The organism is Streptomyces sp. NPDC005266 (assembly GCF_040607655.1).
Classification (GTDB): Bacteria; Actinomycetota; Actinomycetes; order Streptomycetales; family Streptomycetaceae; genus Streptomyces.
Genome location: NZ_JBEXHC010000006.1, coordinates 261488 through 275768, shown reverse-complemented (window position 1 = coordinate 275768; position 14281 = coordinate 261488). Strand labels below are relative to the sequence as shown.

Sequence of the window (14281 nt, the reverse complement as noted above, 5' to 3'; positions counted from 1 at the left end):
CTCGCCAAGGAACGACCCCATGGGCACAGCCCACAGAGCCAACAGAGCCCTCGGCGTCCCCTCACGACGAATCGCTGATCCTAGAGTGATCACTCGACCACGTCACGTCAACACCTGGTCTGGACTTTGTCGAGTTCGCCCCATTTGTGAAGGTGTGCGGGAGGTGCTGCGGCCGTCCAGTTGCGGCTCCTCCGCCTTACCGCGGTCGATTTCGCACCAGATGCGCTTCCCCGCGCCCTCCGGCTGCCAGCCCCAGCGGTCCGCGAGACCGTCGACCAGCTCCAGACCGCGCCCATGGGTCGCCTCCTCATCGGCGCGGCGCTGCCGGGGCGCGCGGGCGCTGGTGTCGGCGACCTCCACCCGGACGGTCCGCGGACCCGAAGCCCGGCCCGCGAACGAGCCGGAGACTCCGCCGCCACCCGTGCCGCTACCGGCGCCGCTACCGTTCCCACCACCGCCTGCCGCCTGCGCGGGGAAGAGCATCCGCAGCACGGCGGGACAGCCGGTGTGCACCACGGCGTTGGTGACGAGTTCGGAGATGAGCAGGATCAACGTCTCGGCGAGCGGCTCGTCGGCCCCGATCCCGGACCCGGCGAGCCGCGAACGCGCCCACCGACGGGCACGGCTCACCTCCGCGGGATCGGGCCTGACCTCCATCTGCATCTGAAGCACCTGCACCGCTCACACCATCCGAACCGGCGGACACATCGCCTCGTACCTCCAAGAAGTCACGGACCGCGACTCCCCCCCAGCTACCGCCGGGAGGTACCCCCTTGCGGGACAGCATGGTTGACGTACAGTCACGCCAACAAGCGCTTCGGTCATATTCCAGCGCCAAGGAGTATGCGTGGGGCATACTGTGCGACGCACGTGACGAGGACTCGAACATCGAGTCTCTGCCGCGGCACACCCCGGGCGAGCCGGGCACATCGGCGTGCCCGGAGTCGCCCCACGGGCAACACCGGGATCATCACAGCCCCTACGCGCTCGCACCCAACGGAGAGTACCCGAGCTCGGGCCCGACTCCCCCCTGTGACGAGTCACGCCTAGGAAACAACCCGGTATCAACGCTCGGTCACCTCGAAAGCTCTGAGGATTTCCCCAGAGAATGCGACATCCCAACAATTCAGACGTATCCGCGGAGCACCGCTGCAAACATGTGTGAACGGTCGGCAACAGACCGGCCGCAGTTCCCCCTCCGCCGCTGCCGCCGTCTGCCACTGCCCCGCCCGCACCCAGCCGTTTAGACGGAGATGGACATCCGCCTACCAGGCGTACCCCATCCCACCGTGCACTTGCCGACAATCCCGGGCATCGCGGACGGCGGCCTCGTCGGCCGGCAGCTTGGCCGCCGCGATGTCACCCCGGTCTTCTGTGACCGCCGCCGCGTACACCACACGTCTGGCTGATCCCGCGCGCACCAGCATGTCCGCATGTCCGGCATGTCCGCGCACAGCTGCTGTACGGCCTGGAAGGCGGCCGATAGGGCGGCCGAACTGGGTACGCTCCCTGGCGTGGCCGACCGCCATCTCGACCGTGCGCAGGGCGCTGTCGCCCCGGTCGCGGGGTGACGTCGCTGGGCCGGGGCGGGACGTGTGCTAGCCGGTTGTGCTGTACGTGGCCGTGGCCTGTTCGAAGTAGTGGGTCACCGCGCGGCGTTCGTCAAAGGGGCCGATGAGCAGGACCACGTGGTAGCGGCCGTCGATGAGCATCGCCAGGTTGCGGGCGTAGACGCTGCGGCCGCTGCTGTCGCGCCAGCTGAATTCGCCCTCTGCCATGGCCGTCCGGCCCACGTCGATCCGCCGGAGGCCCGAGGACGAGGCCCAGGAGGAGCTGCGGAAGGCGGCCAGTTCGGCTTCGCGGTCCTGCTGGTAGGCCATCGGGTCGCCGCCGAACTCGGACTCCTTGTCCCGGCCGGCCACCACCACAAGTTCGAAGTCGCCACCGGTGTAACGGATCTGGCCGCGGGCGTTCTCGCCGCGGCGGGTCCAGTCCTTGTGGACGGCGACCTTGAAGCCCTTGGGGTCCTTGCGGACCTCGAAGCCCTTCGCCAGGCCGGCGGGGGTGGTGGACTGCGGTTCCTGGGCGTCCCCGTCGGCCGTCTTCTGTGGGTCCTTCGGGTCCGCCGGGGCGCCCTCGGAGGCCGTCGGGGCCGCGCTCTGCGCGCCCGCCGTGCCCGTACGGTCCTGGCTGCCCGTGTCCTTGTCGCGCGGCATGAACATCATCGCGTACAGCACCGCCGCCGCCAGGGCCAGCAGGATCAGCAACAGCAGCACCCGCCCCAGCCTGCGCGGCTTGGGCTCGGCCGGCTCCTGGGCAGACCGCTGCCGCGGCTGCGGCCGCGGCAGCGACGGCGACGGCGACGGCGACGGCTCCTGTCGCTTCGCCCTCTTGTGCCTGCCGTGCTCGGTCGGCCCCGCCAGGCGGCGGCCCCGGCCCTTGCGCACCAGCCAGCCGCGGCGGCGTACGATCGGCAGCCGCCGCGGGTCGGATGCCCCGCCCGGCCCTATCGACGGCACCGTGACCGTACGGCTGCCCACATCCGGCTCCGGCGCCGACCGGATCAGCGACCGCAGCCAGCCGCGCAGCTCCTCGGAGTCCGGGCGCTCGGTGGGGTCCTGGCGCATCAGCGACTCGACGACGGGGCGCAGCGGACCGCACTCCTCCGCGTACGCCGGGGCCTCCGCGCATACCATCTGCACCAGCTCGGCTGCGCTCTCCTCCGGGTACGGGGCATGGCCCTGTACGGCGCGGAACAGCAGCACGCCGAGCGCCCACAGGTCGGCCGCCGGGCCGACGGGGGGTGCCAGCTGCCAGTTCTCGTGTACGGGGCCGGCCTGCTCGGGCGCCCACCGCTCGGTGACGGCGCCGACCACAACGATGCGGGCCTGCCGGGCCCGTTCGGCGGCGAGCGCGGTGGCGGGGCCGCGCTCGGCGGCACCCCCGGTGTCCCATGAGCCGCTGCCCTCGGCGCGCTTCGGCCACGGCACCGGTGTTTCCTCGTGGTGCGGCGCTCCGGCCCAGCGCCCGCCGCCCGGTGCGAGGGTGGGGGTGGGGTCCGGGTGGACGCCGGGGGCGGCCGGCCGGTCGACGTTCGCACGCGCCGCGGCGGCACGCGCCCCCGCCGCGTAGGCGGCGATGGCGCTGGCGCGCGCGGCGCGCGAGGCCGCGCCCTCGGCGTCGCCCGGACCGCCGCCGCTGACCGGTGTGTCTTCTCGCGCCCCCGGCACCCCTGGCGAGGCACCGTTGAGCGCCGGTCCCGGTCCATGCCCCGGCCGACGCGGCCCGGGAAGCCCGCTCCCGCCGCTCAGGTCGGAGGCACCACGCGGCCCGGGAAAGCCGCCCGCCGCACCTTGGTCGCGGTACGTGGGGCCCTCCTGCGGCACGGAACCCGCACCGGGCGCGGGAAAGCCGCCCGCCGTGCCCTGGTCCCGGTACCACGGGCCAACCGGCCCGTCGTCATCAGTCGCGCCGTCCTCCGGGAGGCCGGCGTCTCCGCCCCGTCCCGGCACCGCGAAACCATTCCCCGCACCCCGGTCGCCGTACGGGGGGACTTGCGCCTGCGCCCCCGGGCCCGACGCGGGAAAACCGCCCGCCGGGCCCTGGTCGCGGTACCGCGGCCCGGTGGGCCCGGCACCAGCCGGGCCGTCGCCTTCCGCCGACCGCGCCTCCGGAACGGCTGCATGACCGCCCCGCTCCGGCGCCGCGAAACCGCCGCCCGCACCCGGGGCACCGTACGTGGGAGCCTGCGCCCCCGAACCAGCGTCCGGTACGCGGAAACCGCCGCCCGGCCCCCGACCGCCACCGTACGAGGAAGCCCCCGCCCCCGCCCCCGAACTCGCACTCGCACTCGCACCCGGCGCCGCGAAACCACCCGCCGCGCCCTGGCCCCCCTGGTACCGCGGACCAACCGGCCCGCCACCGCTTTGGCCGTCGCCCTCCGCCGACCGTGCCTCCGCGGTGGCCGCGTGGCCGCCGTGCTCCGGCGGAGGGCCGGCCTCAGCCGGACCCGATCCACGTCCGGCGGGCAACGTCACCGGAACAGGGTCGTATCCGCACAGCGCCTCCTCCGCCGCGCCCGCCGCCAGGCCCGTCAGCATCGCGCGACCGTCCTCGCACAACAGCACCGTGCGGGCGGTGATGTTGCGGTGGATCCAGCCGGTGGCGTGCAGGGCGCGCAGCGCGGTGAGGATGTCGTTGGCGACCTCGGTGGCGCGGTGCGGGGTCAGCGTGCCCTCGGCGAGCAGTGCGGCGAGCGGGCGGCCGGCGACCAGTTCGCTGACGATCCACAGGGATCCGGACTCGGCGAAGACGTGGAAGACCTGGCCGAGCCGCGGATGGTCGGGGATCCGCGCGGCGGCGGTCGCGGCGAGGATCGCGCGTCGCACGGCCGGATCGCCACTCACCCCGGCCCCGGCCCCGCCCCCGGCCACCGCGCCGTTCAGCGAGCGGGAGCCGGGCGGACGGCCGCCCAAGCGGCCGTCCTCACCGACGACTTCGGCATCGACGACCTCCGGCAGCGGTATTTGCCGCAGATGGACTTCCTGTCCGCTGTAGGTGTCGAGGGCCCGGGTTTCGACGAAGTCGTACTCGTCGGCGGGCGGCAGGGGCAGGCGATAGCGGTCGGCCAGCACCCGGCCCGCGTACTCCTCCACGACGCCTCCCCAACGGCGCGATCGACACCCTCATGCGTACAGCACGAAACCGTCAGTTGTGGTCACTTTGCCGGTCCATACGGCTGCGCACGGTCCACGGTCTCTCACGATACGTGCCCGCGCGACGCTTCGCCGACAGGAGTGCTCAGTCCGTGATGTCGAAGGTTTTGAAGGCGGTGTCGCGCAGCCTCGAGCACTCCTTGTCATCCCACTTGCCCACCTCGCAAGTGATCATGATGGAGAAGCCGTGGCTGCCGTCCGCCTTGAAGCCGCGGTTGAGCACCCGCACCCGCTTGCCGTCCGCGTTTCGCTCGAACTCCCAGTCCGCGACGGACGGATAGCCGTTCCACTTGACCGACGAGATGCCGATCCCCTTGTACCCGGGGATGGTGTTACCGGACTCGGCGTTGCGCCAGTCCGCCTCTGCGTCCGACTTCGGGGCGGTGGTGTAGTCGACCTGGATACGCGGAATGCTGGAGTCGCCGTAGTACTTTCGGTATCCCCGGTAGTCGCCGCCGGCGCCCCCCGAGGAGCGGAGCTTCCAGCCCTTGGGCATCGCCATGGTGAAGGGGAAGTCGCCGCCCTTGACGGTCTCGTAGCCGCTCGGCAGCGCGTCACCGCCCTTCCCCTTGCCCTTGCCCGAGTTGTCGTCCCCGCCCTTGCCCTTGCCGGAGTTGTCGTCCGAGCCCTTGGACCCGTCCTCGCCGGCCTTGTCGGTCGATGTGTCCCCGGAGCTCTCCGCCCCCGGGGACTGGCCGGCCGGCTGGCCGGACTTCTCTGCGGAGTCCTTGTCCTTCTTCGTGTCGTCCGACGTACCGGCCGAAGCGGACTTGTCGCCGCCGGAGGCGCCCTTGGCGTCGTTGCCGTCATGCCCGCCGGTCAGGGCGATGGCGAGCACGATGCCCACGATGGCGAGGGCCACGACCACCGCGATGATGATCAGCGTGCGCTTGGGCACCACATCGGTGATCGAGGCGCGGGGCGGTACGGGAGGCCGCGGCCCGGACGAGGACGGGGCGGGCTCGGCCTTCGCCGAACCAGCGGCACCGGCGGCATCGGCGCCGACACCGGAACCAGAGCCGACGGCCTTCGACTTCGCCTCGGTCGCCGCCTTTCCCGGCTTCTCCGGCTTCTTCGCCGCCTCCGCCGCCGCGGCCGCGTTGCGCACCGACTTCAGGGCGCCGCGCCTGCGCTCCGAGACGGCCGCCTGCTTGGCCTTGGCCGCGGCCTCGGCCTCCTTCGAGGGGGCGGGCGGCAGGCTCATGGTGCGGGTGGCGTCCGCGGGGGCCTTGACGCCCTCGGGCGCGCTCAGCGCGTCCTCGAGCAGCGCGCGGGCGCCGGCGTCGTCGAGCCGCTGCTCGGGGTCCTTGGTGAGCAGGCCGTAGATGACGTCCTCCAACGGGCCCGCGTTCTTCGGCGGTTCGACCGGCTCGGTCATCACGGCGGTCAGTGTCGCTATGGCGGTGCTCTTGTCGTACGGCGGCACGCCCTCCACACACGCGTACAGCAGTCCGCCGAGCGACCACAGGTCGGCCGGCGGGCCCGGCTTGTGGCCGCGGGCCCGCTCGGGGGAGATGTAGGAGGGTGCGCCGACGAGCATGCCCGTCGAGGTGACGGAGGGGTCCCCCTCGACCTGGGCGATACCGAAGTCGGTGAGCACGACGCGGCCGTCGTCCGAGATCAGGACGTTGGACGGCTTGACGTCACGGTGCAGGATGCCCGCCTGGTGCGCGGCGCGCAGCACATCGAGGACGGCGAGCCCGACCTCGGCGGCGCGGCGCGGGGTGAGCGGGCCGTCGTCGCGTACGCAGTCGGCGAGCGAACGCCCTTCGATGAGCTCCATGACGATCCACGGCCGGTCGTCCTCGTCGACAACGTCGTAGACGGTGACGGCCCCGTTGCTGCGAATCCGGGCGATCGCCTTCGCCTCGCGCAGCGTACGGGTGATGAGCCGTCTCTTCTCGTCCTCGTCGATGTTGGACGGGAAGCGCAGCTCCTTGACCGCGACCGTACGGCCGAGGGTTTCGTCGCTCGCACGCCAGACCGTGCCCATGCCGCCCTGACCGAGGATCTCCCCGAGCCGGTACCGCCCGGCGAGGAGGCGCCCAGTGGAACCCTGCGTCTTCTCAGCCTCCGACATGCGACCCCTCTGCAAATCAACCCACCCTGAACCCACCCTGGGAGAGCGACCATTGTCTCTCATCCGAGGACCCGCCAAAGCCGGGGGTCCGGGGCGCGGCGTGGCGGCCGCCGCGGCACCTGCGAACATCTGTGAGAACGCAGGGAACGGAGGCCCGTGTCATGCCCATCTCCGCCATACGATGGCATAGGCGGAGCCGTATGCCGACCACCATGGCGCTGACGGCCGCCTTCGCCCTCGCGCTGTCCGGCTGCGGAGAAGGTGCGGGGACGGGCCGGGGTACGGGTGCGGAGGCGAGCGGGGTGGCGAGCGCGCAGGCGCGCCGTGACGGAGCCGTGCGCGCGGCCGTACGCCGTTTGGCGGACGAGGGCGACGCGCCGGGGGCCGCGGCGCTCATCCGGAACGGGGACGGCGGGACGCGGTTCGTCGCCACGGGGGTCGCGGACGTCCGCACCGGGCGGAGAATCCACCGGAGTGACCATTTCCGTGCGGGCAGCCTCACCAAGACCGTCATCGCCGCGGTGACGCTGCGGCTGGCCGCCGAGAAGCGGCTCGGGCTGGACGACAGCGTCGAGAAGCACCTTCCGGGGCTGGTACGCGGACAGGGCAACAATGGCCTGAACATCACCCTCCGTCAGCTTCTGAACCACACCAGCGGGCTGTTCGACTACGCGGCGGACCCCGCGCTGGTGCGTCAGCTGTCCACCGGGCCCGGCCGCACCCGCACCCCCGCCGCCCTGGTACGGACCGCCCTCCGCCACCGCCCGTACGCCGTACCCGGGGCCCAGTGGCGCTATTCCAACACCAATTACGTACTGCTGGGCATGGTCATCCAGCGGGTCACGGGCCACCCCTACGCGAGCGAGGCCCAGCACCTCGTCCTCGATCCGCTCACCCTCACCGGCACCTCCTTCCCCGGCACCCGCACCGCCCTCCCCGCCCCCCACGGCCGCGCCTACGCGGACTCGGGCAAGGGCGGCGCGCGGCACGACGTCACCGCCCTCAACCCCTCCTCGGCAGGCGCCGCGGGCGAGCTGATCTCGACTCTCGACGACCTCTCCCGCCTCATCGCCGGGCTGCTGCGGGGCGGCAGCCCGATCCCCCGCGCGCAGCTGCGCGCGATGCGGGACACCTCCGCCTCCGGCGGCCAATACGGCATGGGCCTGTTCCCGGTGCGGCTGTCCTGCGGGGTGACGCTCTGGGGGCACAACGGCGAGATCAACGGCTCCTACGCGCTGGCGGTCGCCACGCCCGACGGCCGCCACACCCTCGCCTACCGCCTCAACGCCACCACCCGCCCCACGCTCTTCGCCGAAACGTCCTTCCTCAAGGCCGAGTTCTGTCCCGAGTCGGCGACAACCCCGCCTTGGTAGGGCCGAGCGGCGCAATCCAAACCGGCACAACCCTCTCTTCGACGGTGGACCGGCCGCCCACTTGGCCCGTCCACGAGCCCGCCTCAAGCCGTCCCATCGAGGACACGACCACCATGTCCGTCATGTCCGTCATGCCTTCCCCGGCTTCCCGGCGTCCGCGCGGCCGGGCCATCACCGCCCTCGCCGCCGTGGACAGCGTGTTAGCCGTCCTCGCGCCGGTCACGGCGAGCGCCGCCGCGCCGCCGTCGCCCGTCGCCCGCCGTCGCCCGCCGTCGCCCGCCGCCGCCACGGCGGCCCCGGGCGGCCGTTCGTACGGCTGCCCGGATCGCCCGCAGCGCCCCCCCTACAACGGCACGATGTCCGGTGCGCCCAGCCGGGCCGCGTCGGCCGTCAGGTCGTCCGGCTGGCGCTGTGATTCGCGCTCCGCCTCCACCCGCTTCTCGTAGTGCTGGACCTCCTTGTCGATCTGCTCCTGGCCCCAGCCCAGCACGGGCGCCATCAGCTCGGCCGCCTCCCGCGCGCTGCGCGTGCCGCGGTCGAAGGTCTCGATCGAGATGCGGGTGCGGCGGGTGAGGACGTCGTCCAGATGACGTGCCCCCTCATGCGAGGCGCCGTAGAGGATCTCGGCCCGCAGATAGTCGTCGGCGCCGCTGAGCGGTTCGCCGAGCGAGGGGTCGCGCGCGATGAGCTCCAGGACCTCCTGCGCCGCCGCGCCGTAGCGGTTGAGCAGGTGTTCGACGCGTGCGACATGGAGCCCGGAGCGCGCGGCGATCCGTGCCCGCGCGTTCCACAGCGCCTTGTAGCCCACGGCGCCGACCAGCGGGATCTCCTCGGTGACGCAGGGCCCGACCCGGCGGTCGAGCCCGTGGACGGCCGCGTCGACGGCGTCCTTGGCCATCACCCGGTACGTCGTGTACTTGCCGCCCGCGACCACCACCAGCCCCGGCACCGGGTGGGCGACGGTGTGCTCGCGCGAGAGCTTGCTGGTCGCCTCCGACTCCCCGGCCAGCAGCGGGCGCAGCCCGGCGTAGACGCCCTCGACGTCATCGCGGGTCAGGGGCACCGCGAGGACTTCGTTGACATGCTCCAGCACATAGTCGATGTCGGCGCTGGAGGCGGCCGGATGGGCCTTGTCCAGGTCCCATTCGGTGTCGGTGGTGCCGACGATCCAGTGCCGGCCCCACGGGATCACGAACAGCACGCTCTTCTCGGTGCGCAGGATCAGCCCGGTCGAGGAGTGGATCCGGTCCTTGGGCACGACGAGGTGGATGCCCTTGGACGCCTTCACATGGAACTGGCCGCGCTCGCCGATCAGCGCCTGTGTCTCGTCCGTCCACACGCCGGTCGCGTTCACCACCTGGCGGGCGCGGACCTCGAACTCACCGCCCTGCTCCAGATCGTGCACCCGGGCACCGACGACGCGCGCTCCCTCCCGCAGGAAGCCGACCACCCGCGCCCGGTTGGCGACGTGCGCGCCGTACTTGGCCGCCGTGCGCACGAGCATGGTGACGAAGCGGGCGTCGTCCTCCTCGGCGTCGTAGTACTGCAACGCCCCGACCAGGGCGTCCTTCCGGAGGCAGGGCGCGACCTGCAGCGCCTTCGTCCGGGTCAGATGGCGGTGGACGGGCAGTCCCCGGCCGTGCCCGGAGGAGAGGGACATGGCGTCGTAGAGGGCGACGCCCGTCCCCGCGTAGAGCCGCTCCCAGACCCGGTGCTTGAGGGGGTACAGAAAGGGCACCGGTTTGACCAGGTGCGGAGCGATCCGCTCCAGCAGCAGCCCGCGCTCCTTCAGGGCCTCCCGGACGAGCGCGAAGTCGAGCATCTCCAGATAGCGCAGCCCGCCGTGGATCAGCTTGCTGGACCGGCTGGAGGTGCCCGAGGCCCAGTCGCGCGCCTCGACGAGACCGGTCTCCAGGCCCCGGGTCGCGGAGTCCAGCGCGGTGCCCGCGCCCACCACCCCGGCGCCCACGACCAGCACGTCCAGCTCGCGGTCCGCCATGAGGGCGAGCGCCTCGCCGCGCTCGGACGGTCCCAGTGCCGGTGTCTTCACCGCTGCCTCCCGCTCTTTTGGGCTCGGTTCGCCTCCGGGGCGCTTTCAGCCGCTGTGATCGCCGTCCCGCCGCTCGTCCGATGCCGTCCCGCCGCTCGTCCGATGATTTTCCCGGCTTTCCCTTCGCCGTGCCATGGCGCGGATCCGTCCACTGCCGGAACACCGGGCCAACACCCCTTGTCAATACTGAATACGAGTCATATTTCCGCTTAGTCTGCCTTTGCGCCATCCGGAATCGCCTCGGGAAGGACGGCTCGCAGTCATGCCCGCAGATCTCGCCGTCATCGGACTCGGCCATCTAGGTCTCCCCCTCGCCCAGGCCGCCACCGCCGCCGGGGTGCGCACGGTCGGCTACGACCCCGATCCGCGCGCCGCCGAGGACCTGCGGGCCGGCCGGCTGCCGTCCGGAGCGTGCGAGGGCTGGCTCTCCCCCGCCGACCTGCGCCGGATGGTCGCCGGCGGATTCCGGATCACCGCCGACCCCGCCGAGCTCGGCCGCGTCCGCACCGCCGTGATCTGCGCCCCGACCCCACTCGGCGACGACCGCCGGCTGGATCTGTCGGCGGTCGGCGAGGCGGCCCGTACGCTGGCGGCGCGGCTGCGCCCGCACACCACTGTGCTGCTGGAATCGACCGTGTACCCCGGCACCACCGAGGAATTCCTGCGTCCGGTTCTGGAGGAGGGGTCCGGGCTGCGGGCCGGGCGCGACTTCCACCTCGCCTACTCCCCCTGCCGCCACGATCCCGGCAACCGCGCCTACGGGCCCGCCAACACCCCCAAGGTCATCGGCGGCCTCACCGCCGCCTGCACCGAGGCCGCCGCCGCCTTCTACGGCCGGTTCACCGAGAAGGTCGTACGGGCCCGGGGCCCGCGCGAGGCCGAGACCGTCAAGGTCCTGGAGACCAACTACCGGCACGTCAACATCGCCCTGGTCAACGAGATGGCGGTGTACTGCCATGACCTCGGCGTGGACCTGTGGGACGTGGTCCGCTGCGCCGAGACCAAGCCGTTCGGCTTCCAGTCCTTCCGGCCCGGCCCCGGCGTCGGCGGCCACGGCGTACCGGTCGACCCCGACCACACCGCCCACCAGCGGCCCGGGCTCGGCCTCCCGCTGCGGATGGTCGAGCTGGCGCAGCAGGTCAACGGGCGGATGCCGCGCTATGTCACCCAGCGCTGCACGGCCCTGCTCAACGAGTACGGCAAGTCGGCGCGTGGCGCGCATGTGCTGCTGCTGGGCGTCGGCTACAAGCCCGATGTGGCCGACGAGGAGGGCTCGCCCGCACGCGAGATCGCCTCGCGGCTGATGGAGCTGGGCGCCCGGCTCAGCTACCACGATCCGCATGTGGCCCAGTGGCGGGTGCTGGGGCGGCCGGTGGAGCGGGCGGACGCGGTGTACGAGGCGGCGGCCGACGCCGATCTGACGGTCCTGCTCCAGCACCACCGCACGTACGACCTGCAGGGGCTGGCCGTGAAGGCCCAGCTGCTGCTGGACACGCGCGGGGCGAGCCCGGCGGGGGCCGCCCACCGGCTCTGAGCCCATCGCTCACGCGGCGCACTCACCCTCTCGGCGGCGCCGAGTGCCGCCCGGCGGCCCGGCTGGAAGCGGGCGCGCGGGCCGACGGCCGACGCCGGCCGCAGCCCGTCTCGTCGCCGTGCCGCGCAGACTGGTGCCGGCGGCCGGGCTGTGCCCCAGGCTCGGGCCGAGCCCGGCCGGGGAACGGGGCGCTCACCCCCTGCCCGGACGCCGCAGACGCAGGGAGCCCGCCAGCACGATCAGCACCACCCCGCCCACCACGAACGCCACCGCCCCCGACGGCACGGAGCGGATCTCGGCGGTGAACGTCATCGGCGCGCCCCACGGCCGCCCGTCCGCGCTGGTGTAGAGCCGCGCCGTGAGCCGGACCGGGCCGTTGGCGTGCGCCCGGACGCGGACCCGTACGGTACGGCTCACCGCCCTCGACGCCCGTACGGTCACCGCGCGGTCCACCGCCTTCAGCCGTTCCGGGCGGCTGGAGAGGACCCGCAGCTCGACGCCGGTGAGCCCCTGCTGGAGGCCGTTGTCGACCGTCACCGGGATCGTCGCGGACCCTCCGGCCACCACCACCGTGGACTTCGGCACCAGCCGCACCGAGGTGATCGAGGCGGTCAGATAGCCGGCCACGCCCCGTTGGTAGGCGGCGGCCCCCACCGCGTTGCCCCGCCATGCGGTCGACACCGAGCGGGCCAGCGCGGCGCGTACGGAGGCGGCGGTGGACCGCGCGTCGGACAGCACCTTGAGCAGCGCGCGCAGCCGCCGCCGGTCCCGGGCGACGGCCGCCAGCCGGGCGGGCGGCAGTTCGGCGGCGCGCAGGGCGACCGGATAGCCGTCGAAGCCCCGCAGCTGCCCCGTCTCCGGGTCCCGCAGCGCCGCCGCGAAGCGGGCCGGCCGCAGCCAGCCCGCCTTCTGACTGGCGGCCAGCGTCGAGAGCAACGCCCGCCCGACCCCGGCCGGCATCCGGCGCGGGGGCACGACCACCAGGCCGCGCCGCGCGTACGGCAGCTCCCGTACGGCCGTCAGCGTCTCGGCCAGCAGCCGCTGCCGCAGCCGCAACCGGGCGGCGTCCCCGGCACCACCGGCTGCCTCGACGGCCGGACGGCTCGCGAACAGCAGTGACGCGATGGTCGCGTCGTACCGCAGCGCGGTCGTCCCGCCGTCGAGCGAGACGGGGCCGTCGTCGGTGGCCCCAAAGGCGACCAGCGCCCCGGAGGAGCTGATCCCCTCGCCGGAGGCGAGCACTGTGCCCAGGCCCAGCCCTTTGACGTAGTCGGCGATCGCGCCGTCCAGCATGCCGCCCGCGGGCCAGGCCACATCGCCGCGCGCGTGGGTACCGAGCGCGCGGTCCACCACCGCCCGGCCGGTCCGGGACGCCCGGCGCAGCAGCTTGGTGAGCGAGGCGCCGCCGCCGCGCGCCAGGGAGGCCAGATCGGGGTCGGCGAACGGCAGCGCGATCACGTCCCGGCCCCGTACGGCCTTGCGCAGCGCCGCCAGCCAGTCCTTCGCCGCGTCCCGGCCCTTGCCGTCGGCGGCCTCCTGGGGATCGGTGGAGTCGGGGGTACGGGCCACCCGGTAGCCCTTGGCCATGGCCCGGGCCTGAACGATCAGATCCGGATCGATCACCCAGGTCACCGGCTGGTCGTCGCCCAACTCGACCAGCCGCCGCAGCCGCCCGCCGCGGGTGAGGGCTGCGGTCAGCCCGTCGTCGCGGAAGACCGGCAGCACCCGGTCGCGGGTGCGCTGGGTCAGGGCCTCCATGTGCGGAATGTCGGTGAGGGGCCACAGAACCGTGGTGTGCAGCGGCTCGGGATCGCTGCCGTCGGGATAGGCGGGCAGGAAGGTACGGGTCAGCCCGAGCACCGTGCCGTCCGCGCGGGCCACGTCCACGGTGAGCGCGAACGCCCCGGCGCCGTCGAGCCCGAGGTCGGGCACGGGCACCGTGAGCCGGAAGCGGCGCTCGGCGCCGCCCTTGAGCGAGGCCAGCGCGGCGGTGTGCCGGGGAACCCGCGGCCCGTCACCGCGGCCCAGCTCGGCCCGCCCGGCCACGGCGGCCAGCCCGCTGCGGGTCCCGATCGCCCCCGCCCCGCCGATCCGCACCCCGACCCGCGTCGCGCCGACCCGCCGCCGGGAGGTGTTCGTGATGGTCCCGCCGAGCGTGAGCTCGCCGTCCTGCCGGACCACCGAGGGATTGAGGGATTTCAGTTGGACGGCGAAGGGGTACGAGGCCGACGGGCGCCGCACAGGGCCGGTGGCCGCGGTGGCCGCGGTGCCCGCGGTGGCCGGGGTGCGGCCGTACGCCGGACCGACGGCCGCGGCGGCCGCGCCTGGCAGCACCAGCACGACGGCGGCCAGGACCGTGACGGCCGCGACACCCGCCCGTCCGCACGCCCCGCCACGCCCCACGACCACCACGTCGACGCCCGCACCTCCCGTCCACCCGACACGACGTCACCAGCCCACCACGCCCCACCTCATGCCGCACCTCAAGGAACCCCACCCGAGCAACCAGCGCCACCACGCCACGCCCGA

9 protein-coding genes are annotated in these 14281 nt (G+C 73.4%); 3 read left to right on the top strand and 6 right to left on the bottom strand.

What is annotated here, in order from left to right:
• Positions 1 to 102 precede the first annotated feature (102 nt).
• Complete coding sequence (locus ABZU99_RS14845) at positions 103 to 678, bottom strand: ATP-binding protein (protein ID WP_356043101.1); 576 nt, start codon at positions 676 to 678, stop codon at positions 103 to 105.
• A 587-nt stretch (positions 679 to 1265) separates the two neighbouring features.
• Positions 1266 to 1484, bottom strand: a complete 219-nt coding sequence (locus ABZU99_RS14840) for an acyl-CoA dehydrogenase family protein (protein ID WP_355940677.1) — start codon at positions 1482 to 1484, stop codon at positions 1266 to 1268.
• Between ABZU99_RS14840 and ABZU99_RS14835 the strand changes: the two genes are divergently transcribed.
• Positions 1434 to 1571: a hypothetical protein gene (locus ABZU99_RS14835; RefSeq protein WP_355940696.1), complete on the top strand. Its 138-nt coding sequence runs from the start codon at positions 1434 to 1436 to the stop codon at positions 1569 to 1571. The two genes, ABZU99_RS14840 and ABZU99_RS14835, sit on opposite strands and share 51 nt — an antisense overlap.
• Before the next feature lie 27 nt (positions 1572 to 1598).
• Here the strand turns inward: ABZU99_RS14835 and ABZU99_RS14830 are convergent, their stop codons facing one another.
• Positions 1599 to 4655: a protein kinase gene (locus tag ABZU99_RS14830; protein ID WP_356043098.1), complete on the bottom strand. Its 3057-nt coding sequence runs from the start codon at positions 4653 to 4655 to the stop codon at positions 1599 to 1601.
• Positions 4656 to 4800: 145 nt separating this feature from the next.
• On the bottom strand, positions 4801 to 6795 hold the full coding sequence (locus ABZU99_RS14825; protein WP_355940501.1) for a serine/threonine-protein kinase: 1995 nt from the start codon (positions 6793 to 6795) through the stop codon (positions 4801 to 4803).
• Positions 6796 to 6995: 200 nt separating this feature from the next.
• On the opposite strand from ABZU99_RS14825, the gene ABZU99_RS14820 reads away from it, so the two are divergent.
• Entirely contained in the window at positions 6996 to 8168 is a 1173-nt protein-coding gene (locus tag ABZU99_RS14820) for a serine hydrolase domain-containing protein (RefSeq protein ID WP_355940498.1), read from the top strand.
• A gap of 343 nt (positions 8169 to 8511) precedes the next feature.
• Here the strand turns inward: ABZU99_RS14820 and ABZU99_RS14815 are convergent, their stop codons facing one another.
• Positions 8512 to 10218, bottom strand: coding sequence for a glycerol-3-phosphate dehydrogenase/oxidase (locus ABZU99_RS14815; protein ID WP_355940495.1), 1707 nt, complete (start codon positions 10216 to 10218; stop codon positions 8512 to 8514).
• 262 nt (positions 10219 to 10480) lie between these two features.
• Between ABZU99_RS14815 and ABZU99_RS14810 the strand changes: the two genes are divergently transcribed.
• The gene (locus ABZU99_RS14810) at positions 10481 to 11752 is read left to right on the top strand and encodes a nucleotide sugar dehydrogenase (RefSeq protein WP_356043093.1); all 1272 of its coding nucleotides are present in this window, start codon (positions 10481 to 10483) and stop codon (positions 11750 to 11752) included.
• Between the two features lie 192 nt (positions 11753 to 11944).
• On the opposite strand, the gene ABZU99_RS14805 is transcribed toward ABZU99_RS14810, so the two are convergent.
• Positions 11945 to 14164, bottom strand: a complete 2220-nt coding sequence (locus tag ABZU99_RS14805; protein ID WP_356043090.1) for a DUF6049 family protein — start codon at positions 14162 to 14164, stop codon at positions 11945 to 11947.
• Positions 14165 to 14281: the final 117 nt, after the last annotated feature.

Coding starts and splice junctions, on each gene's coding strand:
- ABZU99_RS14835 (WP_355940696.1), top strand. CDS start 1,434: ATGTCCGGCATGTCCGCGCACAGCTGCTGTACGGCCTGGAAGGCGGCC.
- ABZU99_RS14825 (WP_355940501.1), bottom strand. CDS start 6,795: ATGTCGGAGGCTGAGAAGACGCAGGGTTCCACTGGGCGCCTCCTCGCC.
- ABZU99_RS14820 (WP_355940498.1), top strand. CDS start 6,996: ATGCCGACCACCATGGCGCTGACGGCCGCCTTCGCCCTCGCGCTGTCC.
- ABZU99_RS14810 (WP_356043093.1), top strand. CDS start 10,481: ATGCCCGCAGATCTCGCCGTCATCGGACTCGGCCATCTAGGTCTCCCC.